Origin of the sequence: Paenibacillus sp. PastF-3, from assembly GCF_029893135.1 — a bacterium.
In the GTDB taxonomy this organism is placed as follows: Bacteria; Bacillota; Bacilli; order Paenibacillales; family Paenibacillaceae; genus Paenibacillus_AQ; species Paenibacillus_AQ nitricinens.
Genome location: NZ_JARXWM010000015.1, coordinates 1 through 25,577 on the forward strand (window position 1 = coordinate 1; position 25,577 = coordinate 25,577).

Consider the following 25,577-nt stretch of genomic DNA (forward strand, 5'->3'; position numbering starts at 1 on the left):
GGCGGGTTTCCCCGCCCCAAAGAACATCCACACCCACTAACAGATACCCGAGAAGCTACTTTCTGTTCTCTTACACAAACTTCTTGACGCTACCTACTTCAGGGTCAAAACGCTAGAACTATAGGGAATTACTCCCTGTAATTCTATAATATAAGGTCATGTCGATAGAATAGAGGGAATTGTTCCTCTTAATTCAGCTGAACTGGCTGTTTTTAATTGAAATTGGCAAGTATACAGGGAGAAATTCCGTATAACTTGTTCATACAACAGCTATGACCTAATTTATAGGGAGGTTTTCCCTATAACACGTTCTACCTAAGCAAAATCCTTCACCAATACTAGAGTTCTTACTCGCCAAACCACTGAAAATTCCTGCGGAGAGTGCAATAAGTGCTCCGCAAGCTATAAATTCAAACTAACAAATGCCTATTAACCCGACAAGGTGAATTAGTTTTTATACATAAACATTATAACGTTATATTTACTTAATGCGCTTTTCGTGGTATTTTAAACATTATAATGTTATATGGAAAAAGGTGAGAACAATGGATGAAAGATACGTACTCCGTCATGTGAAACGAGTAAGCGGAGAAGAGATCGACATTGTAATCGAGAATGGCAAGATCGCGGAGATTACCCCGGCAGGTGAGGGGCGCGGGGGGCAGGAATGGGAAGGTTCAGGCGCGTACGTATCCAGTGGCTGGATCGATATGCATGTGCATGCCTTTCGTGAATTTGATCCGTATGGTGACGAGATTGATGAGATCGGCGTCCGGCAAGGGGTGACCACTATAGTCGATGCGGGTAGCTGCGGGGCGGATCGGATAGGTGATCTGGCTCTGGATGCGTCTCAGGCTAAGACGAATGTGCTGGCTTTCTTGAATATCTCGCGGATCGGACTGCTAAGAATTGATGAATTGTCCAACTTGGAATGGATTGATAAGGAGAAGATCCTGCAAGCTGTCCGAACTTATGGGGAAATGATCGTGGGATTAAAGGCCAGAATCAGCAAGAGTGTTGTCGGCGCCAGCGGGATTGAACCACTGCATATTGCACGAAGCCTTTCAATGGAGACAGGGTTGCCGTTAATGGTACATATCGGCTCAGCACCGCCAGATATCAGAGAGGTTATGCCCCTTTTGCAGCGTAAGGATATCGTGACTCATTATCTCAACGGAAAAGAGAATAATTTGTTTGCAGCGGATGGTCAGCCGCTTCAGGTACTGACTGAAGCTATTGAACGGGGAGTTCATCTAGATGTGGGACATGGAACAGCTAGCTTCTCTTTTAAGGTAGCTGAGGCTGCTAAACGTAATGGTATTGGACTGAATACGATTAGCACGGATATCTATCGAGTGAATCGAAAGAAGGGACCTGTCTTTAGCATGTCTAATGTACTTTCCAAGTTTCTATGTTTGGGCTATGCTCTGGATGAGATTGTGGCAGCGGTTACTTCCAATGCGGCGGAGTGGCTGGGTAGGCCGGAGCTGGGCCGAATTCAGGTGGGAGATCCTGCAAACCTGACCCTCTTCATCCTGCAGCATAAGTCTGCAGTGCTTGTTGATTCTGAAGGAAAAGAAAGAATCACGGATAAAGTAATCCATGCAAAAGGAGTGGTTATAGGTGGGGAATTCATTAAATGCGAAATACGGGCTTAAACGTGTAATCAATGCAAGCGGCAGAATGAGCATCCTGGGGGTGTCCGCTCCGTCCGACACAGTGATGGAGGCGATGAAGCAAGGCGGACAGAGTTATGTGGAAATAGCGGATCTGGTGGATAAAGCCGGAGATTACACGGCACGAATGCTCGGCGCTGAAGCAGCGCTTATCGTTAACTCAGCCTCCAGCGGGATTGCATTGTCCGTTGCGGCGTTAGTGACCCAAGGCAATCGGCGCCGCAGTGAACGTTTGCACCAAGAAGCCATTCCACGCAATGAAATCATCATTCTGAAGGGGCATAATGTACAGTACGGGGCTCCTGTGGAAACGATGGTCTATCTAGGCGGAGGTAAACTAATTGAGGTCGGTTATGCGAATGAAGGCCGGGCCGAGCATATAGAGGATGCCATTTCTGAGCAGACGGCTGCCATTCTGTACGTGAAGTCCCACCATGCAGTGCAGAAAAATATGTTATCCGTCGAAGAGGCATGGGAGATCGCCAAGCGTAAAGGGGTGCCGCTAATCGTTGATGCCGCAGCGGAAGAAGACCTCTGTAAATATGTAAAATACTCTGATCTGGCAATTTATAGTGGTTCTAAAGCCATTGAAGGGCCAACATCCGGTATTATCGCCGGCAAACGTAAATATGTAGAATGGGTTAAGGTGCAATTGTATGGAATAGGTCGCAGTATGAAGGTCGGTAAAGAAACTTCCTTTGGTCTGCTGCAAGCTTTACAGGAATACATGGTCAAGGAAGACAAGAGTGACAACGAGCAAGCATCATTACAGGGATTGATGGTGTTGAATGATCTTCCGGGAATTCGAGTAACCATTGTGCAGGATGAGGCGGGCCGTGCCATCTATCGCGGCCGAGTTCAGGTTGATCCGCAGCTGGCCGGTATTACGGCTAAGGAATTGGTAGGGGGGTTGCAGCGGGGCGAGATTGCGATCTATACCCGCGATTATGGAGTGAAGCAGGGATATTTCGATATTGACCCACGGCCGCTTCTTGGGGATGATCTGCTCGTGATCGTAGACAGCATTCATAAATTGATAGGGGGACAATAAGATGACATCGATTTCACAACGTTTTTATAAGGGACGCACCGCATTAAATGTACTCGCTAAAGATATCACTAATGCTAAAGAGATTTATGAAGCGGCGGAAGGGTATGTGCTGGTTGGTGTGCTCTCTAAGGATTATAAGTCGGTAGAAGAAGCCGTAACAGCGATGAAGCAATATGGTCAAGAAATTGAAGATGCGGTATCGATTGGCTTAGGTGCAGGGGATAATCGCCAAGCGACAATTGTGGCCGAGATTGCTAAGCATTATCCGGGTAGTCATATTAACCAGGCGTTCCCTGTTGTCGGAGCTACACGCGCTAATCTGGGCGGGAAGGACAGCTGGATCAACAGCATGGTCGCTCCTTCTGGTCGTGCGGGTTATGTGAATATTTCAACAGGACTCTTCAGTGCTGCGGAGAGTGAAGCGGCAATTGTACCTGTAGCATCAGCAATTGCGCTTGTTCGGGATATGGGTGGTAATGCACTGAAGTACTTTCCAATGCAGGGATTAAGCCGTGAAGAGGAATACCGCTCTGTCGCGAAGGCTTGTGCTGAGGCAGGATTTGCACTCGAACCAACCGGCGGAATTGATATGGATAATTTCGAGGCTATTCTGGAGATTGCTCTTGAAGCAGGGGTACCACAAGTGATTCCGCATGTCTATTCATCCATTATTGATAAAGAATCGGGAAAAACCCGGATCCAGGATGTACGTGATTTGCTTGGAATTATGAAGAGGCTGACAGATAAATATGCCTAAACGAATCGGGGCATTCGGAGAAGTGATGATGCGTCTGCAGGTGCCGGGAGTTCAGCTGCTATCACAGGGAAACGCCTTAAACTATTCATTCTCCGGCACCGGGGTTAATGTCAGCTCGGCACTGGCACGCTTCGGGCATGAAGGTTATTTGATTTCCCGTTTGCCGACTACCTCCTTGGGAGAGGCCGCCGCCGCGTATTTGCGGAAGCTGGGTATTTCATCTAACCTCGTTATACGAGGAGGAGAATATCTGGGCTTGTATTTCTTGGAGAATGGATTTGGTGCACGTCCAAGCAAGGTGACTTATAGTAATCGTCTGGAGAGTAGCTTCAATACGGCTCCTGAGGAAACTTATAATTATGAAGAGATTGCGCGAAGTCTGGATGTGATTCATTTCTGCGGCATTACGCTGGCTATGAACGATAGTGTACGTCATCATATGAAATCCTTGGCTAGAGCTGTCAAGCAGCAGGGTGGGACTGTGATCTTTGATTGCAACTATCGTCCGTCATTATGGGGACCGAAAGGGTATTCGCTAGCGAAGCCGCATTACGGGGAGATGCTGCAGCTGGCTGATATCGTAATGATGAATGAGAAGGATGCGATATTTATCTTGGGGATGAGCACTGCCCAAGCTGAACGTGAAGAGCAATTGCTCGAACTTATTCCGGCAGTTGCGAAGCAGTACGAGATCTCGGTGATCGCAGGCACCCATCGCAGTATTCATGGCGACAACTCACATTCACTGCGTGGGTATCTTTATAAGAACCAGAGCTTCTTCTTTTCGGATACGCTGAGATTTCTCGTCTATGATAGAATAGGGGCTGGAGATGCCTATACGAGCGGAATTGTGCATGGAGAGCTAACTGGCTTTACCTCAGAGCAGACGGTGCGATTTGCCGCTGCCGCTAGTATGCTAGCCCATACTGTCGAGGGAGACACTCCCATGGCTTCAGAAGCGGATATACTTCGAGCTATGACTCTATCCGTAGGCGATGTAGAAAGGTAGTGAACTTCTTGAGTTTGTCCCGAAAAGATAAGCCCTTATATATACAAATTGCAAATATTATAAAGGATCGGATTCTACACGGAGTCTATCCTATTGGATTGAATATTCCTTCTGAGCCTCAGCTAGAGCAGGAATTCAATGTCAGCAAGATCACGGTGCGCGGTGCCATTCAGGAGCTTGTCCAAGAAGGATTTCTGGAGAAGGGGAGCGGCAAGGGGACGAAGGTGATCCGTAATACCTCATCATCCAAGCTGTCCAAGTGGAAAAAATTCACGGAAATTCTAGTGGATGAAGGGCACCAAATTCGGAAGCAATGGATGAAGGCGGAGCGAGTATATAATGAAGTCGGAAGCGAACCTTACCGCTTATTCGGCGAACATTGTATACGCTTGGAACGCATATACAGTCTAAATGATATTCCATACGTTCATTACACACATTATTTAGTAAATGGTATGGATGATTTGGATCTACTAGACTTAAATGCCCAGTCCTTGTATGAACTACTTGAAGAGCGGAGCGTTTCCTTAGAGAAACTGCGTGATGAATTTTCCGTTGCCGTTCCTCCGCCTGATGTCGAGGAGATATTGCTCCTTGATAAGAAGCGTCCCTTGCTGAAGCGAACCCGTTATTCTTATGACGAGCTGGGCAAGGTAACGGAGTATAGTATCGGCTTTTACAATACAGAGCTGCAGAATTATGTAGTGAACTATGAGGTGTAGTTAGCGAAAATCCGGAGCAATTTGCAGGGGAGATTCCTTGCAGGATGGTTCGGATTTTTTTGCATCTAAGTATGTGATAAATATAACTATTTAAATTTATGAATATACAAGCTGTGATGACTGATGTAAAATTACAATACCTGAAGCGTCCTGGAACAGCTTAAGGGCTTTTTGCATGCTCTTTTGCAGATTGCAAAGAATAGGGGCATGTCTACTATAGAAAGATTAATGGAGGTAGGAGAGTTTTATGAAGAAAAAAGCACTAAAAAGAATGTGGATGTTGCCGATGATGTTCGTTGTCGTCGCTGTACTTGCAGTAGGTTGTGGTTCAAAGAATAACACGAATACAGCATCGACAGAGGGAAACGCAGCAGAGACCTCAAAAGAAGCTGTTACTTTGTCGCTTGGCTTACTGCCCTCGATTGATGCGATTCCTTTTGTAATTGCTCATGAGCAAGGTTTTGATAAGAAACATGGAGTGAACCTGGACATCCAAACGTTCAAGAGTGCAAAAGACCGTGATGTCGCCTTTCAAGCAGGCAAGTTAGAGGGGATCAGTGCTGATTTGGTTGCGATTTCTATCTATAATGAAGCCGGGCTGGATGTGAAGATCACTAGCACAACTTTTGGTGAATTCGATTTATTGACTGGGAATGATGCGATCCAAGATGTGAAGGATCTGAAAGGCAAAACCGTGATTTTGTCCAAAAACACTTCCACACAATATACTGTGGCGATGATGCTGAAACAAGCGGGTTTGACAGAAAATGATATCACGGTAACTGAGGTTCCACAAATCCCTACCCGGTTAGAATTGCTTAAGAACAATAAGGCTGATGCGGCTATTTTGCCTGAACCATTTGTAACAATGGGTAAAGCTTCAGGCTTGCGCGTGCTTAGCTCCACACATACAGCAGGAGTGAATCCATTTGTATTGGCTTTCCCACAAACTGCTATTGATGCTAAGGCAGATGCGATCCGCAATATGTATGCTGCTTATGACGAGGCGGTAGCGTATATGAAATCTCATGATCAATCCGAATATATCGATCTTGTGATCAAAGAAGTTGGTTATCCAGAAACGTTGAAAGATGAGATCAAGGTGCCTGATTATCTCCCTGCCAATCAAGTGGATGTGAAAGAAGTAGAAGCCGCATTTGCATGGGCACGGGAAAAAGGTTTGCTTAGCAAAAATATCTCGGCTGAAGATGTGATTTCTGATGTCCAATTCAAGAAATAAAGGACTCGTCATTAAGGACCTTAAAGTAGAGTATAAGACAGGTCAACTGGCCTTAGGGAAGATGGACCTATCTTTACCGGAGCATGGGATTTACACGATCATCGGACCCTCTGGCAGCGGAAAATCCACTTTATTACGGGCGATTGCGGGCTTGCTGCCAAGCTATATGGGGCAAATTCTTTTTAATGAAAAATCCGTGCATGATAAAGAAACTCTGATCGGCCTGGTACCGCAAAACTATGGGCTTCTTCCATGGAAGACTGTACATGATAATATTCAAATCGCGATGAAAATCTCGTATACTGCGAGCACATCCAAGCAAGAACGGGAGAATCAGATTAAGCAGTGGCTTTCGTCGATGGGAATCTCTGATTTAACTGATCGTTATCCTCTATCACTCAGTGGAGGACAGCAGCAAAGAGTGGCAATCGCCAGAGCATTCGCCATTTTGCCTACTATTTTACTGCTGGACGAGCCTTTCTCCGCACTGGATGCGATTACTAGGGAAACGCTACAGATTCTCTTTTTGGATAACTGGTTAGCGCATCCGGCGACTACCTTATTTGTTACCCATGATGTGGAAGAAGCTATTCTGCTGGGGCAGAAAATTATTGTTATGCCATCAAATAAAGAAGAAGCTCCGGAAATGATCGATAATCAATTGGTATTTCAAATGAAGCATGAAGTTAAGCGGGACAGTGTAGATTTCTTTGAACAGACTAAGCGAATCAGAAAGGTAATGCAGGAGATATGGTGAGAAAAAATCGGATTCATCACATAATAAGACTGTTGTTTGTGTTCTTTTGTATGAATGTGGTGTGGTATATTGCCTATTTGCTTATGAATCATTCGATTTTGCCGAGTCCATTCGCTGTATATAACGCTATGTTTCACTTAGGTGGTCAGGAGATTGCTTTAAATGTAGGATATAGCTTGTTCAGAATTTTTGCAGGTGTAGTGCTGGCGTTAATCATTGGACTGCTCATTGGTCTTCTGATGGGACGTTCACTGACTTGGAATAAGCTGCTTGACCCTGTCGTTTATTTAACCTATCCTGTCCCAAAAATCGCTCTGCTTCCCGTTGTGATGCTATTCTTCGGGCTTGGTGAAACGTCAAAAATCTTAATGATCATGATGATTCTCTTGTTCCAGATTATTATCTCCGTAAGGGATGGTGTGAAGGCTATTCCTGAGAATACCTATGATGTCTTAACGAGTATAGGGGCAAGTACGGTGCAGAAGTTCTGGCATGTGACACTGCCGGGTGCACTGTCGGTCATTCTGAGTACGATTCGTATTTCGCTTGGAACAGCGATATCTGTACTCTTTTTCACGGAGATTTACGGAACGGAGCATGGCATGGGCTTTTTCATTATGGATGCTTGGTTAAGACTGGATTATCCGGAGATGTATGCGGGTATTATGCTGTTCAGCTTGGTAGGTTTTGTCCTCTTCTTACTTGTTGATTTTCTTGATTACAAGTTTATGAAGTGGCGGAATTAAATATAGTTGGAGATATATCTATAGCTTTCCTTTGTCGAGTTTAGGCAAGGGGGAGCTTTTTTTGCGTGATTTTTGAGTGGAAATAAAGGGGCTTCAAATTAGTATATCAATTCGGTTAAGATGGATAAGTACTCGATAAACTGTATTATATACACATCCAAACTAAGGGAGTAAAACGATGAATAAACGCACATGGGGATTTGAACAGAGCACAGCATCCTTTGCTGAGAAGAAAGTGACCTGGCTGGAACTATTTTATGATCTGCTTTTTGTAGCTGCGGTTTCAAAAGCGAGTCATGTCTTGTTGCATGTAGAGGCGGGTACAATTCCACTTGAATATTTATCTAAATTTATCTTAATATTCATTCCGATCTGGTGGGCCTGGGTGGGGCAATCGCTTTTTGTGAATCGGTTTGGACAAGACATCTTTTCACACCGGATATTTCTGATTCTACAATTATTTTTTGTATTAATAATGACGGCTAGCTTATCGGTTAACTTTGATCAATACTATATGCCATTTCTAATAGGTTATGTTGGCTTAAGAGCTATGACTGCCATTCAATATCTTACGGTAAATAAGAATGAAGCAGCTGATAGAAAGGGTACTGCCCGCTATTTGGGAAGTCGGTTTTGGATTGGATTAGTGATCTCTGCCTTATCCCTTTTCTTTGACTCTTGGATACGTTATGTAGTTTTGTATGCGGGAATTACTGTAGATATCTTGCTTCCCTTAATCGGCCGGAGATACTTGGTGAAAAGCCCGATAAACACTCATCATTTATTAGAACGGTTCTCGTTGTTTACCCTCATTCTACTTGGCGAATCAGTGGTCAGTATACTTGCAGTCTTACAGTCTAGCCACTGGACGTGGCAATCTATTTTATTTGCATTATTAACTTTTCTATTAATTATAGCTATGTGGTGGCAATACTTTGATAATGTTGAGAAGAAAGTGGACAAGAGCATAGAGACTGCCGGACAGACCATCATTTATGGCCATTTGTTTATTTATATTTCCTTGAGTATGATCGCTGCTTCGATCCAACTGTTATTTCTCGAACAACTAGATTATACATTTATGGTATGTTTTATTTTTGGGTCGGTGTTGCTCTACTTCTTCTCTACTTCGTTGGTCTTCCATAAATACAGACGTTTACAGCAAAGATTAGGGATGTTCCATTTAGCGTTATTATTAGGTTTACTTGGAGTTTTTTTCGCAGTAGATTTGTTGTTCCTTATACCTAATTACCTGATCATTGGTGAAATGATGTTATTTTTTGTTGTATATGCAAAATTAACGACGTAAGCTTGTTGTGCCGAAGCTGAATAAGAAAACAAGAAGGAAGCCGATCCGTGTGATCGGCTTCCTTCTTGTATGATGGGAGTGGACGGTATTCCCTTGTTTTTATCGCCCAAGAAGCGTTGGCACGATAAATCGGCCGAACACATTAGCTGGTGAGCCTTTCTTGTATTTATCCGCAGTAATGACTGCAACCAGCTCATAGGATGGTACCACAATAATGTGCTGGCCCATGAAGCCAAGCGCAAAATAATAAGGGATCTCATTCGGCTGCTGCTCTGTACCTGCATTGAATGAGGATACCCACCAGTGCCAGCCATAGAAGCTCTTCTGTGGTAGCGTAGCTGCAACATAAGGGTGAGTGGACTTCTGAACGGTATCCGAATGAATGAGCTGCTGATCCCTCCAGCGCCCTTCTTGCAAATAAAGGAGACCGAATTTGAGCATATCCTCAGGCATCATATAAAGGCCAAATCCACCAGTATGTATGCCTTGCGGATCACTGTCCCAGCGATAGCTTTCGATACCAAGCGGCTGAAATAGCTGATCTTCAGCAAATGCTGCAACGTCTTGTCCAGAACATTCCCGCAGGATAGCGGATAAGAGCTGAGAGCATCCAGAGTTATAGTTCATCTCAGTGCCTGGCGTATGAGATAGCGGCTGGGCGAGCACAAACTTTATCCAGTCTGCGTTTCTGGTCATATTCGGAAAGGAATTCTGCCCCCCAAATTCTGTCCAGTTAAAGCCTGCTGTCATTGTTAATAAGTGATGGATAGTGATTTCTCTTTTTCGTTGATCTTGATCCTCTTTTAATGGAGGGAAGAATACAGAAATAGGTGTATCAGGTGGTGGAACGATTTGTTTATCTATGGCAATGCTGACAAGGGCGGCGAGCACGCTTTTAGTGCATGAGTTAATTTTGCCTAGCTCTGTAGCGATTTCAGGCTCGCGATAATGCTCCAATATCGTTTCTCCATGTTGAACGATTAGACAACTGCGAATTTCTAGGCCAGTAATGCCGTCTATAAGCGGCTGAAGGTTCCAGTCAGTAATGTGAGTGGCCCCCTTTCATAGATGAGTTTGAGCTGTAGCTGCCTACCATTATAGCTTATAGAGCGCACATTACATAAACCATGTAATTTCCTGTCGTTAATTAAATATGGAAAATATAAGTAATTATCTGTATAATGTTATGAATCACGTGTTAGAGGAGGATGAATTCTTTTGAAAAGCAATAACACTCACTTTGTTCATCAGACAGCTAAAACGGTATTGATTACTTCTGTCGCCATCGCATTATTGTTACCTCCAAGCTTGGCTGCAGCCGATTCTACATCTGTTAGTAGCAACACTACGGTAACACAAGTTAGCGCACAAGCACCGGTGACTACAACGAACTCCGAGGCAGATCTTACAAAAGTGAAATTCACACAGGAGCAAGCGGTTGCGAAGCTAAGAGAGCTATTCCCAGCCCTAAAGGATGCAACGGTAAACAATGTTCAACTGGGATCTAACCAAAGCTACCCCCCTCCAGCAAATCAAATGATGTGGAATATTCAGTGGCAGATACAAGAGGGGAATATGGGATATGGCTTTAGCAGTGAGGTAGATGCCATTAATGGAGATATCATCAGTACGTATATTTCATACCCTCGTGAGAATAACGAATCCTATTATCCACCGAAAGTATCCCAGACTCAGGCACTGGAGATCGCCAAGGCTTTTGTGGCTAAGGCAGCCGCATCGGTTAAGAGCAGTGATCTGCAATTAAATGAGGATGCTGGTTATAATTATTTTTCGAACTCTTTATTCGGTCCTGTTCAATACAGCTATTACTTCAGTGTCATGAAGAATGGTCTACCTTCTGGATCGGATAACATTAACATAGCCGTGGACGGCAACGGTAATGTAATTCAATTCTCTAAGTCTTCTCAAGGGCTTGAGTACCCTTCTGCACAGCCCAAGATTACCTTGGAGCAAGCACAGAAGCAATTTGCGGAACAGTTTGATGTAGGCCTTTTTTACATTCCTATTTATAAGAACGGAAAACCTAACAACTGGATTTTAGGCTGGCGCCCAGTGGATCAGTCTCTATATCCTATCGATGCATTGACCGGCAAGAGAATAGATTATGAAGGAAAAGAATCCGTATCCACCCCAGTCGTGTATTCAGATGTAGCAAAAGGTAAGGATGTCTTTCAAGCAAGAACATCAACTACAGAGCTTACTGCAAAAGAAGCGGAACAGCTTGTAAAGAAGGTTGCTTATATTCCAGCAGATCGTAAATTGATCTCACAAAGCTTGAGAAGTGACTTCCAGCAAACAGATCGGAAGATCTGGCAGTTATCCTGGGGTAGTAGTGGAAATGAACGTTTCATTGGTGCTGGCTTTCCAGAACAATCCTCTGCTGAGATTGATGCAAAGACTGGTGAAATATTACAGTATCAGATTCAAACTTATGGTGCTACTCAGGATAAGAAGAAGGAAGAGCCGGCTCCTGCTGGAGGGAAGAAGCTTAGTGAGGCTGAAGCTAAGACTAAAGTACTTAGTATAATTAATAGCCTGTATCCTCAGGCGAGCCAGAAACTAAAGCTTGTAGAAGATGGAGATAACTCAAGCGTGACTTCAGACGGATCAGGATTTAGATATCAGTTTATTAGATATCATCAAGGGATTCCTGTGAGTGACAGTAACCTTACGGTTAGCTTGGATCTTTACGGCAGACTGATTTCTTACATGGGGAATCGGATAGACGGTATCGATGATATCACATTATCGCCTGAGGCTACCATTTCCAAGAAGGAAGCGCTCGAAAGTTATAAACCTAAATATCAGACTAAGCTAAGATACACTCAGGTTGGTGGATACTATAGTTATAATAGCAATGCGGTGCCAAAGGTGAAACTGGTATATGATACAGCCTTTGATGAATCTAATGGAATGTATCAGGTTTTAGATGCAGCCACTGGAAAATGGGTAGCAGTCTTTGATTACCTCGGTCAGCAAGATGCTCAAATATCTGCAACGGATATCAAAGGTCATGCAGCAGAACAACCATTATCAGAATTAGTAAAATATCATGTGATTACTCCGGATGCCGATGGTAAAGTAAACCCGGATCAAGAAATAACTGTTGGCGATTGGTTAACTTACCTTGCCAAGGCTTCTAATCCGAATTTCAGCAATTATAATAGTAATAATGAACGAAAAACTGTGGCAGGCGTGAAGCCTGAGAATTCATATTATGATGTTGTTACTTATGCAGCTGATCGTAAGTGGATCAACAAGGATCAAAGCCTGCAAATTGATAGTAAGTTAACTCGGGAACAGCTGGCTGTTCAGTTAGCTAATTTTTTGAAATACAACAAACTCACAGCCTATCTTGATAAAGATGTAACGGTAAGTCAGTTCAGTGATAGTGCATCTATAAACAATAAGGGAGCAGTGGCTCTTGTTGTGAAATTGGGACTGTTAAAGGATGACAATGGCAAGTTCAATCCGCAGCAGACGGTAACGAAGGCGCAGGCCGCTTCGGTGATCATGAAGCTAGTGGAGCTGCAAGGAAAGACGGATCAGCTGATTGGTCAATAAGGGTTAAAAAGACTGGCCAGGGAGCGATTCTCCGATTATTGGAGAATCGCTCCCTGGTTTTTTTAGTTTGAGGTGGCTGGCTGAGGACATGGCTACTTGATAGAACGTAGCTTTCGGTAACCCCTCTCCTTTAACGCCGAATCTTGCTGGAGTAAGCGAGATAACTGCATTATGTGCAGCTAATTCTTATGTAAGAAGAGAATTGTGTATTTAACTGCATTCTCTGCAACTAAGAACTGGAGAATCTACCTCTAGGGGAGAAAATCAAAAAAATAGTTGTACCAAATACAATTATATCCAATGGCGGAGGGTTTCGAAGAATTATAGATGTACAAAATGCAGTTAAACGCTTCTACACTTCTCTTTCGTCGGTTGCACTCCACAAGAATATCGGGAGCAAAATAGGAGTTAAAAGAAAATAACCCGAAAGACTAACACCTAAAGGGTGTATCTTTCGGGTTATTTATTTGTGATTCAAATAGGATTAATGAAGTTGTTTATCTACTTCTTTAATTGGATTCTCGTTAGCGTTCTCTTCAACCTTGCTACTCATAAACCAACCAATTGCAGCGATGAGTACGAGCACAACATAGAAGGTGAGCTTCCACCAAGTACTATGTGCGAAATCTTCGGAAAGAACACCAAGTGAAGGGTGTGCCAATGTAATGACTGCCAGCTTAACTCCGACCCAACCTACGATGAAGAAGGCTGCAATTTCAAGACCTGGACGGGTGTGGAGCAATTTAACGAAGAAGGTAGCTGCGAAACGCATGATGACCAGTCCGATAAATCCACCGGCAAAGATGACGAGGAATTGACCGCCGTCAAGTCCACCGATTTTTGGAAGGCCACTTGCAGGAAGAGCAACCGCCAGGGCAACTGCTGCAAGAATGGAATCGACCGCGAAGGCGATGTCAGCAACTTCTACTTTAAATACAGTAAACCAGAAGCTGGATTTCTTTTTGTTGACTGCAGCTCCAGTACCGCTTTCAGCTGCTTCATCCGTAACAGGCTTCTTGAACAATAGTTTTCGGAAGATATGGTTCCCTGCGATAAACAATAAATAAATCGCGCCGATGGCTTGTACCTGCCAGATATCAACCAGGTAAGAGATGACAAATAGTGAACCGAAACGGAACACGAAGGCTCCGGCTAATCCGTAAAATAGTGCTTTCTTTCTTTCCTCATCAGGAAGGTGCTTTACCATAATTGCCAATACTAATGCGTTATCTGCGGCTAGTAGTCCTTCTAGTGCTACAAGAACGAGTAATACCCAGCCATATTCTAATATTAATCCCCAATCCATTACTGTTGTCCTCCCTTTTCTAATGCAAATATCTACTAAAAGATACTTACTATACCATTTTAACCAATTTTATATAAAAAAGACCTTTACCAAACAGATTAGCCTTTGGAATAAAGGTCTAACCTGATTGGTAAAGGTCTCGCTAACAATGTTGAATTGCCAATAAAGCCGGAGAATATCCTCATATTCTCGTATTGACGACTTTATTTAACAGCTACTCCCCTTTACGGGATATATTAAATTTTTAATTTTATTCGTTGTGTTTTTGCCTAAGGAGATCATATACGAGTTGAAAGTTAATGTCAATAAAATCTTGGAGGAATAAAGCTAGAGTTCTCCACGCTTTTTGTGTTAGCCCTTAACCGCCCCAGCCGTAATTCCCTTAGTCATCTGTTCTGTAAAGAGCAGATAGATCAGGATGGTTGGGATCGCAATGATCGTCATAACAGCGAACTGAGCACCGTAGTTGGACGAGTATTCTCCAGCGAATTTCATAATGGAGAATGGAATGGTTTTGAGATCCTCCGAGGTGAGGAAGGTGTTCGCCATAATAAATTCATTCCAAGTGCTGATGAAATTGAGTACACAGATGGTAGCTAGTGCGGGTTTCGTAATAGGGAAGATGATGCGGAAGATCACACCGTAAATGCCGCAGCCATCGATAACCGCCGACTCTTCAATCGCACGAGGGATGGTCTCTAGAAATCCAGTCATGATGAGCACACTCATGGGGATAACAATAGCAGAATAAGGCAGAATCAGTGTGTACATATTGTTCAGCATTCCGAGCTTGTTAAACAGGATAAAGTTCGGCAGCAGTGTCGCGTGAATGGGAATGATCATACCCATCATGATAAGTGACAGCACGATACCGCTTAGCTTCCATTTCATACGGGTGAACGCATACCCCATCATCAATGACACTAATGCGGACAGCATAACGGTAATTACTGTAATGATAAGACTGTTGGCAAAGTAGCGTGGTACACGCCCATAGGTAAACGCGTTTCTATAATTCTCCCATTGCGGGGGGGATGGCCATTTCAGAAAAGAGCTTCCGAAGAAATCACCACTTTTTAGCAGGGAGTAATCGATCAGCCAGATGAGCGGAAATAACTGAATCAAAGCAATGAGACAAAGAAACACCATCATTAGGATTTTGCCAGTAGTAGGTTTACTGCGCTTCTGTTTATGAAGCTTCAGATTGGGGGGCGAAGCGGCAGGTGCTAATGAATTATTCATATGATTTCCTCCGGTTACAGGGATTCTAAAACTCTCCGATATCTTTCTTCAGAACCTTGTTGAGTATTACGGTCAGTACAAGGCAGAACACAATAAATAGGATGGATATGGCATTACCGTAGCCGTATAGCGATGATGAGAAGGCGGTTTTGTAAAGGTAGTTCCCTAAGAATTGCGTGCTGTTCGCCGGGCCGCCGTTGGTCATTAAGAACACGGTTTCCATTTGCTTAAGACAGGTTGTTACCGCGATGATAATGGCAACTCGCATCATAGGCGATAGAAGCGGTATGATAATGCGTGTGTAGAGGGTATAGTTGTTTGCGCCATCGATTTTTGCGGCTTCGCTTAGATCACTTGGAATGCCTTGCAGACCTGAATAATATAGCAGCAGCGCGTATCCAAAACCTTGCCACATAACAACAATGATGATGCACCAGATTGCTGTCTTCGGATCTCCAAGCCAATCATGTGTGAGTGAATCCAGCCCGACACCACTTAGCAACTTGTTGAGCAATCCGTAATTGGGGTGAAAAATCCCGCTCCACAGCTTGGCTGTAACCACAACAGAAATTACTGCGGGGATAAAAAAGATCGTCCGGAATATTTTTTCGTATTTACCGGAATTGGTCAGGAATATCCCTATGAGAATGGCAAAGGGATGCTGCAAGAATACAGTGGCAGCGGTGAGCAACAGGGCATTGCCCAGCGAAGTCCAAAATACTTTGTCATGGAATAGGATTTCGCGATAGTTATCAAAGCCGATAAAATTGTACTTGCCGATCCCACCCCAGTCCGTAGAGCCGTAATAAGCACTCATGAAGATAGGGATGCAAATCATAAAAGCAAACAGGAATAGCCCGGGTGCGATGAGCAGGAATATCGCTTTTTTGTCGCTTAACACTCTGTGCATGGAAATCTCCGTCCTTTGAAAGAGTAATCTATCTACTACCATCGTAACGGGTAGCTAGCCCATGGAACATGCCGTATATTTCAGATGATTGTACACATTTTTTCGAAAACAAACCCCCGGCCTCTGGGGAGAGTCGGGGGTTGTACGCTACTATTTATGATGTTAATTTAGAAGCGCCGTAATCCATGTACTTACTAGTATTAGAGCTTATTTACCAGCCAATTTATCGGACGCAGCGTCAAGCGCTTTGGCGAATTCAGCTGTATTCATAGCGCCGGAGAGCAGGCTTTGGTGAGCCTCCATTACCTTTTGCTTGAACTCGTCGTTACCAATATCCTGTAGCGGGGTTCCGCTAGAAGAGGTCATCGAGCTGAAGACATCCACTAGTTCTTTTTGGAGCTGAGTTTCATTACCAGTTAAGAATTCATCGAATTTTTGCGCAGGTGTACCCGCGCCAGCTTGCCATAACATCTTGGACCAGTTCTCAGGAGCGAAGAAATACTTCAAGAAATCAACAGCAGCTTCAGGATGCTTGGAGTTTTTACTTACTGCATATCCACCACCGTACCAAGCAGCATCATCCGTGGATTTACCTTTATCTGAACCAGGGAAAGCGAATGCGCCTACATTATTGCGGAATTCTTCAGAGAAGTTCACATCTGTAGCCAGGCCAGACTCCCAAGCGCCCATAAAGAACATAGCGGCTTGTCCTTGTCCGAACAAGTTACGCGCTGCGCCGTAATCGGCGGTCAGCCAGCCGTCGGCAAAACCTTTAGCATTTGCGAAATCTTGCATTTCAGTTGCAGCTGCAACAAGGCTAGGATCATTAAAGGATATTTTACGGGCAACAGCTTCATCCATCTTATTAAAATCACCATTTTGTCGTTGAGCAACAAACTCATACCAGATTGGCAGTGTCCATGCATCCATACCATTCATAGCGATAGGGTTAATCTTGTTGGCACGCAATGTTTTAACAGCTGCGAGCAGGTCAGCGGTAGTCTTCGGAACCTCGATGCCGTTGTCAGCAAAGATTTTCTTGTTATAGAACATGACCATATAGTCGGCACTACGTGGCAATCCGTACAGTTTGCCATCTTTGCTGAAGCCGTCCATGGAACCGGAAACAAACTGATCACCTTCGAAGTCAGCGCTGTTCAGTTCAAGCAGTAAGTCATTATCGAGCAGAGGACTCAGGAAAGAAGGCTGGCCCCAAGCTTGAATGATATCAGGCATCTGATTACTGGAAGCATATACTTTAATTTTTGATTTATAAGGTTCATCTTGAAGCGCTTCCACTTCTATCTTGACGTTAGGGTGCTCTTTCATATAAGCGTCGATAATGTCTTGCTCCACCTTGCCTGAACCGTTTGCCCGATCCGCAAGTGCGGTGAAGAACTTCAGTGTAATTTTTTCGGCTGGTGCGTTCGTTGTTGCCTCGGCAGTAGCTTCGGCTTTGTCATTTGCAGGAGCATTTGTAGCTTTCGCGTTGTTATTTCCGCCACCACAGCCTGCAAGCAGAGCTGGAAGCATTAGACTCATAAGCATTAGCTTGATTCCTTTACTTTTCATCAAAAACCCACCTTTTTAGAATGATGTATTTTGAAGAAACGATTGTTATCCATCCAGGAAGACGACAACGTCGTTTCTTCTTGAAATATAAGAAAGTATAAGTTTCACGCTATACATTATCCTTATATTTCTCGCATAAACGCTTACCGTCTATAAGAGACGTCCGAAGGCGTTTTTGCTTGCATCCTCATCTTAAGAGTTTCTGGCAAATAGAAACATGGTTCATATTTAAGAATGATGTAGGCATTTTTTAGCGAATGTAAAAAGCCGGTTCAGGGTGTAATAATTTCAGTTATACTTGGTTTACACATCATTTTCTATATGTAAGAACTTATAACAAGGTGGTTCTCATGAATCGAAACTTTCGCTTAGTCAGCCGTTATCGCCATCTTCCGCTCCAATTTAAGCTGTTGTTATGGTTCGTCCCCCTGCTTCTGGTGACCATATTCGCTATGGGCTGGAACTCGTATCAGATCTCTTCACAGCAGGTTGTGGAGAAAATGAAACAGTCACAGGATCATCTTACCAAAAAAACAGCAGAGCAGATCGATGAGATGGTGCGAGGCATGATATCTTTTTCGAATACACTCTTTCTGGATGAAAGTGTGCAGCGGCTCTTAGCTTCGTCTGAAGCACAAAAGGAACGTAATTCTGTATTTAAGACCGTTACCAATCTTATGGTTGCAGGCAATTCTATACAATCTCTAATTCTGTATTCTTTAGACGATAACAACGGAGCAGAGCCTTTTGCTGCGAATCAGGCAGGATTGACGACAGGGATGAAGTTCTCGGATTTTATCAAAACCTCGTATTATAAAGAAGCTATTCAAGCAGCAGGCAGCCCAACCTTTGGACTATCCAGGCCGACTGACGGCATTTTTGTAGGGGATCATTATCATAAGATTGTGCTTTCCAGAATCATCAAGAATATTTACACATTAAAGCCGGCAGGACTCGCTGTGATCGGTGTGGATGCAGGGAAGATTGGTAGCCAATATCTCGACAATGCTGAAGATGATGTAGATATGTTCGTGATTGACCGGGACGGGCTGATTATTACGGCTTCGAATCCGGGCTGGATTGGCAAAAGAGATCTGGAACTTCCGTATTTTGCGGACAGCGATCCTAAGCTGACTGTGAAAAAAAGGCTGGAATCTACAGCGGATCATAAACAGTGGATTGTGTCACATCTGCAATCGGAGACGACAGGCTGGTATGTGGTGGTGGCTCATTCCAAGCGGCAGCTTGTTAAAGAGCTCGGTCAGATTTTACAGGTCACGATGACGATCGCTGTTCTGTGTTTAGTAGTTAGTCTAATGGTTACTTGGCTGGCAGCTGCCGCTATCACGAAACCACTGAAGAAGCTTTCCCGTTCGATGCGCAGACTGCAGACAGGTGATTTTACGCAGCGGGTATTTTTTGAAGGAAATGACGAGATCGGCTTACTCGGGCATGGTTATAATCTTATGGTACAGCGGATTAAATCGCTCATCAACGATGTATACGCGTCAAGAATGAAGCAGCAGGAGGCAGAGTTGAAAACGCTTCAAGCTCAAATCAGGCCTCACTTTTTATATAACACGTTAAATACAATCTGTTGGGAAGCGGAGAAGAAGGGAGATAAAGAAATTGCCGATATGGTGTATTCTCTATCTCAAGTGTTCCGACTGAGCTTAAATGATGGACGTGATACGTTTACTTTGGAACAGGAAGTGGAGCTGGTGTCCAATTACTTGTTCCTGCAGAAAAATCGCTTTAAGGAGCGTTTTGAATTCGAAATTTCTTTGGATGAGAGTATCAAGGACTTCACAGTACCGAAGCTGCTGCTGCAGCCACTAGCCGAGAACGCAGTGATTCACGGGATTGAGCCGCTGTCTGGAAGTGGACTAATATCCGTTCGCGCTTACCGTATAGAGAAGACTATTGTGCTTGAGGTACAGGATAATGGTGTAGGGATTACGGCAGATAGACTTCTAGAGCTACATCAACGTTTAGCGAGGGGGAATTCTTTACCTGAGGAAGACAATGTAGGACGCACAGGATTTGCGCTCATGAATGTGCAGGAACGACTGGCCTTATTTTTTGCAGGAGCCTCTTTACAACTAGAGAGTGTAGAAGGAGCAGGCACACGTATTATTATTCATATCACTGTGGAGGGTCCATAAATGATGAAGCTGCTGATTGCTGAAGACGAAGATACGATCCGTGAGGGCATTGTAAATATGATTGATTGGAAGTCTCATCAAATTGAGGTCATGGGCGAGGCGGGGAATGGAAGTGAAGCACTGGCTCTAATGGAGAATGAACAGCCCGATCTTTTGTTAACGGATATTCGTATGCCACAAATGGGTGGTCTCGAGCTGATTGAAGTCGCACGGCGCAGAGGTTACGGATTCCGGTCCATTATTTTATCGGGATATAACGAGTTCTCTTATGCGAAGCAAGCAATCGCCCTAGGTGTTGTTGATTATGTGCTGAAGCCATGCCGTCCTGAGGAAATTCTGAAGACGGTATTGAAGGCCAAGGAACTTATTGAAAGACAACGAAATCAGGAGGATGAACAGCTTAAAAGAGATCGTTCCTGGCATAAAAATGCACCGCTTGTTAAAAGTCAGGTTCTATCCCAGTGGATTTACCATCCACCGGTTCCGCTAGAACGGCGACAAGAGCTGATCGGAGAGTTATCTATGGCGATTGGTTCAGAAGGGCCGCAGATTGGTCTTGTCAGATTCGATTTTGACTCGCCTTCCACTGGAAGTACGGGACAGGATTTCGTACTTATTCGTTACGCCGCGTTAAATATTATCAGTGAGACATTGTCACCGATCTATAGAGGAAAGATTGAGACTTTTCATGACGGCAATAATTTGCTCTGGATTGGCAGCGGCATAGCCGGAACGGATCCTCGCAAGCCTTACCGAGCGCCCCTTCAGTTGAAGGAGCAGATTGAGCAGCTGCAAAGTAATCTGGAGAAATACCTCAAACTGTCGATCAGTATTGCCGTTGGCTCCTGTCGCTTGAATATTTCCGAAGCTCACCTGTCTTATAAAGAAGCGCTTCAGGCCATGGAATCCCGCTTTCTGAACGGGAAAGGCGGCGTTTATTTTTATACAGAAGGCTCGGGAGTTATTGGGGGTGGCGCACAGGAAATCGGGATATTAGATGATCCTGAGTTACATGTGCTGGAGGATGAGATGCTTGTGGCTGTTGGTGCTGGGAGCAATGAGCTGGCACTCGATCTGCTGGAGAAATGGCTGGATCGTTTTCGCGGCAACCCGGGATGTCTCAAGCAAGAGGTGAATATCCGGGTAACTGCTTTTGTAGTTCGATTAAAGAGACTTGCGCAAGAGAAACAAGTTGCTGGCTTCGAATGGAAGCAGCATTTGGTCAATTGGATGGAGCAGGCTCCACAGATAGAGACGTTGGAAGAATTGTCTACGATTTTGAATAAGGTTATGCAGAACGTGGTGGAGGCCTTTTCCAAACATCGTCCGCTGCATCGCACAGTAGTCACTGCCATGGAGATCATCCGCAATAAATATAATACCAATCTGACACTAGAGTATGTCGCGAAGGAAGCCTATGTTTCTAATACTTATTTAAGTTCGCTATTCCGTCAGGAGCTTGGTGTGAATTTTCTCGATTACTTGCATCAATACCGGGTAGAAGAAGCGAAAAAGCTGCTCCGTCAAAATCTAAAGATGTACGCCGTTGCAAAGTTGGTAGGGTACGGTGAAGAGCGTCACTTCAGTGCTACGTTTAAAAAATGGACTGGACTTACACCTTCACAATATCAAAAGGGATTAGGGAAGTAGGGGGAATTTGTTATCTACTAGGCTCTGTGTGGTTAAACTCTACATATAGCTAAATAGGAGGTAACGGAGTTATGAACCCCAAATGGTGGAAAGAAAGCGTCGTGTATCAGATTTATCCGATCAGCTTCATGGATAGTAACGGAGATGGAATCGGAGATTTACAAGGCATTATATCGAGACTGGATTATTTACAGGACCTAGGTGTAGATGTGATCTGGGTCTGTCCTATTTATAAATCACCTAATCATGATAACGGGTATGACATCAGTGATTACTGTGACATTATGAAGGAATTCGGTACGATGGATGATTTTGATAGGTTGCTCAGGGAGTTACACGCACGTGGAATGAAGTTGATGATGGATTTGGTGCTGAACCACACGTCACATGAGCATCCTTGGTTTGTAGAATCCAGGTCGTCGAAGGACAATCCTAAACGGGACTACTATATTTGGAGAAAAGGTAAAAATGGCGGTCCTCCGAACAACTGGGAATCTTATTTCAGTGGCTCGGTATGGGAGCTTGATCCGGTGACGGATGAATATTATCTTCATCTCTACTCCAAATACCAGCCCGATCTGAACTGGGAAAATCCTGTAGTCATTGATAAGCTGCATGAGATGGTGGAGTGGTGGCTGAAGAAGGGCGTGGACGGATTTCGTTTTGATGCAATTGCACATATCGTGAAGACGAAAGGGTATCCAGATGCAGACAACCCGAACGGAACACCTACTGTAAGAGCCTATGGTATGTTCTCCAATCTGGAGGATGTACATACCTTGCTACAGAATCTATACGATAAGGTGTTATATTTCTACGATATTATGACAGTAGGAGAGACCTCGGGTCTCGGACCAGAGCAGGCGCTGGATTATGTAGGGGACGGACGTCGGGAGCTGAATATGACTTTTCAGTTTGAACATATGTTTCTGGATGCCGCTTCGCCGGGTAGCGGAAAATGGGATGTGGTGCCCTGGAGTCTGCTTGAGCTGAAAAAAATCATGAGCAACTGGCAGATGGTTCTGCATGACAGAGGCTGGAATGCAAACTATTTATGTAACCATGATCAGCCGCGCTCGGTGTCAAGGTTCGGGAACGATCTTTTTTACCGGATTCCTTCGGCTAAGATGCTGGCGACCTTTATTCATATGCTGGAAGGCACCCCTTACATTTATCAAGGAGAAGAAATTGGCATGACGAATGTATGTTTTGATTCCATTGATGAATACCGGGATGTGGAGACCCTTAATTATTATGAAGAAAAGCGAAAAAACGGTGTTCCGGAAGAGCAGATTATGTCTGCGATTCATCATAAAAGCCGAGACAATGCCCGTACCCCCATGCAATGGGACGATGGACATGCAGGTGGTTTTACAACGGGTGAACCTTGGCTTAAAGTGAATTCCAACCATATGGAGATTAATGCCGGCAATGCAGTTAAAGATCCGGATTCCATTTATAACTACTATAAACAGCTGATTGCGTTAAGAAAAAAATATAAGGTGATCGTCTACGGATCGTATGAGCTACTGCTTGCAGAGCACACGGAGATATATGCGTATACCCGAACTTTAGAGGATCAGCGATTGTTGGTTATTTTGAATTTTTTTGATGGATCGCCTGAATTTGAATGGCCGGCAGAGTTTAAGCCAGAGAACATGGAGCTGTTAATTTCTAATTATACCGTGGAGAAAAACGAGGATATTCAAGATCTCAAGCTTCGTCCTTATGAAGCAAGAGTCTATTTGCAGCAGCTTCAGTAAAGGAAGTTTCAATAAGAGTTGTCATTAAAGGCCAAGTGGTTATGATGATGACTCTTCTTTGAGTTTGTCAGCAAAAGACTGTACAATGGCGTTACATTGGCATAGATGAAGTGGAGTTGCGAGATGACGTCAGTAGGAGGAGGGACAACATGACTGAATGGTATGAAAACAGCTTCGGAGAAGATTATCTGATCGTATATAAACACCGGGATTTCTGTGGCGCACGTAAAGAAGTGGATCAGATGATCGCCTGGCTGAGACTGCCTCCAGGATCAAAAGTGCTGGATTTATGTTGTGGGATGGGACGTCATTCTCTGGCACTTGCGGAGGAAGGATACGAGGTTACCGGCGTAGATTTGTCGGAGGTTTTGCTGCGTGAGGCTCGATCTCAAGTCGGGGCGGAGAAGGTAACCTGGCTTCGTTCCGATATGCGTGATTTACCACTGGATGGAGGGTTCGATGCCGTAGTTAATCTGTTCACTTCTTTTGGTTATTTTGAAAAAGATGAGGAGCAAGTAAAGGTTCTGCGTGAAATTTATCGTTTGCTGAAGCCGGGTGGCAAGTTCGTGATTGATTTTTTGAATCCTGCGTATGTGATTCGTCATCTGGTGCCGCATTCTAAACGTGAGGATGGAGACAATTTGATTGAGGAGTCACGCAAGATCGAGGATGGGTATGTGAAGAAGGACATCATTTTAACCACTAAAAATGACCCTACACCTCGTCAATATCATGAGCGTGTGAAGCTATATTCACTGGAGGAGTTCAAGGAAATGATCGAGGCAGCAGGCTTACAGCTCGAAGCTGTACATGGCAGCTATGAAGATGAGGTTTATGATGCAGAAAGGTCCACGCGGATGATCTTTGGTGGAATACGTCCGTAGATGGTATCCGGAAAAAGATTCAAAGGTGGTGAACGCTCCATGTCTAAGGCGGAGATTACTTCATGGGATCAGAACATTCTCCAGATCTCGGTGCCCATGGACTCGCCTCTTCGTCAAGTGAACAGCTACATCCTTCCTGATGAAGAGGGCAGAGTCACAATTATTGATCCCGGTCCGCGTAGCCCGGATACAGAGAATTGCTGGCTCGGCATCCTGCAGGAGCTGAACTTATCGTGGAATGATGTGCGGGATATCGTCGTCACGCATCACCATCCCGACCATTACGGATTAGCCGGCTGGCTGCAGTCGCACAGTGGCTGTAAGGTGTGGATGACGGAGCGCGCCCATGCGGAGGCAAGGTTGATGTGGGGGGGCTTTGGTGATGATGCGGGGAAAGACGCGAAGAATGCAGGGAACGGTGCGGGACATGACTTGGATATAAATGAGATTTTGCCGGTTTATTTCACCCGGCATGGGATGACAGATCAGTGGTCGAACGGAATTAAAGCGCACTTGGAAAGCTTTAATTCCCAAGTGGAGCCACAGCCTGTCGTGTCTTATTTCAATGTGGCGGAGACCTTCAAGATGGGCGGCCGTGAATGGCTGCTCATTGTTACCGGCGGACATGCGCCTGGGCATGTTAGCCTGTATCATGCTGGCAGCGGGCTTATGATTTGCGGAGACGCTGTGCTGCCGCAGATCTCGCCCAATGTAAGCCTGCTGCCAGGCAGCGATCCACAGCCGCTGAAGACGTTCCTTCAGGGGCTACGTGAACTGGGCAGCTACCGGGTAAGCATGGCGTTCCCGGGGCATCGCGAGCCCTTCGCTGGCTTCGCGCACCGGGTAGACAGCCTTCTCGCTCATCATGAGGAGCGGCTGGATACAGCGGCGGCTCTGCTTGCCAACGGTCCGCTTAGCGGATTCGCGGTATGCGAAATTTTGTTTCGCAGCCGGGTAACCACCGTTCACCAGATGCGCTTTGCGATGAGTGAGACATTGGCGCATTTGGCGGAGCTGGTGCGCCGGGGACGGGCAGTCATGCTGGAGGCAGACGGCGGCTTCTTGTTCGCCGCAGCTGAAAGTGCAGGAGAGCATATCAGTTAGAGTATCTTGTAAGATCGAAGTGTACTGGAAAGTATAACTTGTTCAAGAGCAGTCCTGATTGTGGGGACTGCTCTTTTTTGTATTTGAGTAACCTTGTCCCTCCGTCCCTCTTATCATCCTTCGATCACT

20 protein-coding genes are annotated in these 25,577 nt (G+C 44.7%); 15 read left to right on the forward strand and 5 right to left on the reverse strand.

The features are described from left to right. Positions 1-545 precede the first annotated feature (545 nt). From M2444_RS24635 to M2444_RS24675, 9 genes are all read left to right on the forward strand, one after another. Entirely contained in the window at positions 546-1,658 is a 1,113-nt protein-coding gene (locus M2444_RS24635; protein ID WP_280788250.1) for an amidohydrolase/deacetylase family metallohydrolase, read from the forward strand. Further along, positions 1,624-2,727, forward strand: a complete 1,104-nt coding sequence (locus M2444_RS24640; protein WP_280788251.1) for a DgaE family pyridoxal phosphate-dependent ammonia lyase — start codon at positions 1,624-1,626, stop codon at positions 2,725-2,727. Before M2444_RS24635 ends, M2444_RS24640 begins: the two co-directional genes overlap by 35 nt. A gap of 1 nt (position 2,728) precedes the next feature. After that, the gene (gene dagF, locus M2444_RS24645) at positions 2,729-3,484 is read left to right on the forward strand and encodes a 2-dehydro-3-deoxy-phosphogluconate aldolase (protein WP_280788252.1); all 756 of its coding nucleotides are present in this window, start codon (positions 2,729-2,731) and stop codon (positions 3,482-3,484) included. Continuing rightward, complete coding sequence (locus tag M2444_RS24650) at positions 3,477-4,493, forward strand: sugar kinase (RefSeq protein WP_280788253.1); 1,017 nt, start codon at positions 3,477-3,479, stop codon at positions 4,491-4,493. The genes dagF and M2444_RS24650 overlap by 8 nt, the downstream gene beginning before the upstream one ends. 8 nt (positions 4,494-4,501) lie before the next feature. After that, a complete protein-coding gene (locus M2444_RS24655) occupies positions 4,502-5,215 on the forward strand; it encodes a GntR family transcriptional regulator (protein ID WP_094878584.1) in 714 nt (237 codons plus the stop codon). 247 nt (positions 5,216-5,462) lie between these two features. After that, a complete protein-coding gene (locus M2444_RS24660; RefSeq protein WP_280788254.1) occupies positions 5,463-6,455 on the forward strand; it encodes an ABC transporter substrate-binding protein in 993 nt (330 codons plus the stop codon). After that, complete coding sequence (locus M2444_RS24665; protein WP_280788255.1) at positions 6,436-7,212, forward strand: ABC transporter ATP-binding protein; 777 nt, start codon at positions 6,436-6,438, stop codon at positions 7,210-7,212. Before M2444_RS24660 ends, M2444_RS24665 begins: the two co-directional genes overlap by 20 nt. Further along, positions 7,206-7,958: an ABC transporter permease gene (locus M2444_RS24670; RefSeq protein WP_094874428.1), complete on the forward strand. Its 753-nt coding sequence runs from the start codon at positions 7,206-7,208 to the stop codon at positions 7,956-7,958. Before M2444_RS24665 ends, M2444_RS24670 begins: the two co-directional genes overlap by 7 nt. A gap of 178 nt (positions 7,959-8,136) precedes the next feature. Continuing rightward, entirely contained in the window at positions 8,137-9,267 is a 1,131-nt protein-coding gene (locus M2444_RS24675; protein WP_094874429.1) for a low temperature requirement protein A, read from the forward strand. A gap of 99 nt (positions 9,268-9,366) precedes the next feature. On the opposite strand, the gene M2444_RS24680 is transcribed toward M2444_RS24675, so the two are convergent. Next, complete coding sequence (locus M2444_RS24680; protein ID WP_280788318.1) at positions 9,367-10,314, reverse strand: serine hydrolase domain-containing protein; 948 nt, start codon at positions 10,312-10,314, stop codon at positions 9,367-9,369. Positions 10,315-10,485: 171 nt separating this feature from the next. Here M2444_RS24680 and M2444_RS24685 point away from each other — a divergent pair, with 171 nt between their 5' ends. Further along, the gene (locus M2444_RS24685; RefSeq protein ID WP_280788256.1) at positions 10,486-12,852 is read left to right on the forward strand and encodes a YcdB/YcdC domain-containing protein; all 2,367 of its coding nucleotides are present in this window, start codon (positions 10,486-10,488) and stop codon (positions 12,850-12,852) included. A gap of 484 nt (positions 12,853-13,336) precedes the next feature. On the opposite strand, the gene M2444_RS24690 is transcribed toward M2444_RS24685, so the two are convergent. The 4 genes from M2444_RS24690 to M2444_RS24705 form a co-directional block, all read right to left on the reverse strand. Next, the gene (locus M2444_RS24690) at positions 13,337-14,158 is read right to left on the reverse strand and encodes a TerC family protein (protein ID WP_094874432.1); all 822 of its coding nucleotides are present in this window, start codon (positions 14,156-14,158) and stop codon (positions 13,337-13,339) included. A 351-nt stretch (positions 14,159-14,509) separates the two neighbouring features. Further along, positions 14,510-15,400 carry a carbohydrate ABC transporter permease gene (locus M2444_RS24695; protein WP_094874433.1) on the reverse strand — a complete coding sequence of 297 codons (891 nt, stop codon included), beginning with the start codon at positions 15,398-15,400 and terminating at the stop codon, positions 14,510-14,512. Positions 15,401-15,425: 25 nt separating this feature from the next. Further along, positions 15,426-16,310, reverse strand: coding sequence for a carbohydrate ABC transporter permease (locus M2444_RS24700; RefSeq protein WP_042130723.1), 885 nt, complete (start codon positions 16,308-16,310; stop codon positions 15,426-15,428). A gap of 207 nt (positions 16,311-16,517) precedes the next feature. Continuing rightward, positions 16,518-17,882: an ABC transporter substrate-binding protein gene (locus M2444_RS24705; protein WP_094874434.1), complete on the reverse strand. Its 1,365-nt coding sequence runs from the start codon at positions 17,880-17,882 to the stop codon at positions 16,518-16,520. 350 nt (positions 17,883-18,232) lie between these two features. On the opposite strand from M2444_RS24705, the gene M2444_RS24710 reads away from it, so the two are divergent. The 5 genes from M2444_RS24710 to M2444_RS24730 all read left to right on the forward strand — a co-directional run bounded on the left by M2444_RS24710 (position 18,233) and on the right by M2444_RS24730 (position 25,448). Then, complete coding sequence (locus M2444_RS24710; protein ID WP_094874329.1) at positions 18,233-20,047, forward strand: sensor histidine kinase; 1,815 nt, start codon at positions 18,233-18,235, stop codon at positions 20,045-20,047. Continuing rightward, the gene (locus M2444_RS24715) at positions 20,048-21,697 is read left to right on the forward strand and encodes a response regulator (RefSeq protein WP_280788257.1); all 1,650 of its coding nucleotides are present in this window, start codon (positions 20,048-20,050) and stop codon (positions 21,695-21,697) included. A 71-nt stretch (positions 21,698-21,768) separates the two neighbouring features. After that, positions 21,769-23,460: a glycoside hydrolase family 13 protein gene (locus M2444_RS24720; protein ID WP_094878469.1), complete on the forward strand. Its 1,692-nt coding sequence runs from the start codon at positions 21,769-21,771 to the stop codon at positions 23,458-23,460. A 149-nt stretch (positions 23,461-23,609) separates the two neighbouring features. Further along, positions 23,610-24,344 (forward strand): class I SAM-dependent methyltransferase, encoded by a 735-nt coding sequence (locus tag M2444_RS24725; protein WP_280788258.1) that lies wholly within the window; start codon positions 23,610-23,612, stop codon positions 24,342-24,344. A 96-nt stretch (positions 24,345-24,440) separates the two neighbouring features. Further along, a complete protein-coding gene (locus M2444_RS24730) occupies positions 24,441-25,448 on the forward strand; it encodes an MBL fold metallo-hydrolase (protein WP_348536933.1) in 1,008 nt (335 codons plus the stop codon). Positions 25,449-25,577 lie beyond the last annotated feature (129 nt).

What these genes read in the sequence shown, in the direction of transcription:
- M2444_RS24665 (WP_280788255.1), top strand. Translation starts at nt 6,436, where the DNA reads ATGTCCAATTCAAGAAATAAAGGACTCGTCATTAAGGACCTTAAAGTA.
- M2444_RS24710 (WP_094874329.1), top strand. Translation starts at nt 18,233, where the DNA reads ATGAATCGAAACTTTCGCTTAGTCAGCCGTTATCGCCATCTTCCGCTC.
- M2444_RS24675 (WP_094874429.1), top strand. Translation starts at nt 8,137, where the DNA reads ATGAATAAACGCACATGGGGATTTGAACAGAGCACAGCATCCTTTGCT.
- M2444_RS24725 (WP_280788258.1), top strand. Translation starts at nt 23,610, where the DNA reads ATGACTGAATGGTATGAAAACAGCTTCGGAGAAGATTATCTGATCGTA.
- M2444_RS24695 (WP_094874433.1), bottom strand. Translation starts at nt 15,400, where the DNA reads ATGAATAATTCATTAGCACCTGCCGCTTCGCCCCCCAATCTGAAGCTT.
- M2444_RS24690 (WP_094874432.1), bottom strand. Translation starts at nt 14,158, where the DNA reads ATGGATTGGGGATTAATATTAGAATATGGCTGGGTATTACTCGTTCTT.
- M2444_RS24705 (WP_094874434.1), bottom strand. Translation starts at nt 17,882, where the DNA reads ATGAAAAGTAAAGGAATCAAGCTAATGCTTATGAGTCTAATGCTTCCA.
- M2444_RS24635 (WP_280788250.1), top strand. Translation starts at nt 546, where the DNA reads ATGGATGAAAGATACGTACTCCGTCATGTGAAACGAGTAAGCGGAGAA.
- M2444_RS24720 (WP_094878469.1), top strand. Translation starts at nt 21,769, where the DNA reads ATGAACCCCAAATGGTGGAAAGAAAGCGTCGTGTATCAGATTTATCCG.
- M2444_RS24650 (WP_280788253.1), top strand. Translation starts at nt 3,477, where the DNA reads ATGCCTAAACGAATCGGGGCATTCGGAGAAGTGATGATGCGTCTGCAG.
- M2444_RS24700 (WP_042130723.1), bottom strand. Translation starts at nt 16,310, where the DNA reads ATGCACAGAGTGTTAAGCGACAAAAAAGCGATATTCCTGCTCATCGCA.
- M2444_RS24660 (WP_280788254.1), top strand. Translation starts at nt 5,463, where the DNA reads ATGAAGAAAAAAGCACTAAAAAGAATGTGGATGTTGCCGATGATGTTC.
- M2444_RS24715 (WP_280788257.1), top strand. Translation starts at nt 20,048, where the DNA reads ATGATGAAGCTGCTGATTGCTGAAGACGAAGATACGATCCGTGAGGGC.
- M2444_RS24730 (WP_348536933.1), top strand. Translation starts at nt 24,441, where the DNA reads ATGGACTCGCCTCTTCGTCAAGTGAACAGCTACATCCTTCCTGATGAA.
- dagF (WP_280788252.1), top strand. Translation starts at nt 2,729, where the DNA reads ATGACATCGATTTCACAACGTTTTTATAAGGGACGCACCGCATTAAAT.
- M2444_RS24670 (WP_094874428.1), top strand. Translation starts at nt 7,206, where the DNA reads ATGGTGAGAAAAAATCGGATTCATCACATAATAAGACTGTTGTTTGTG.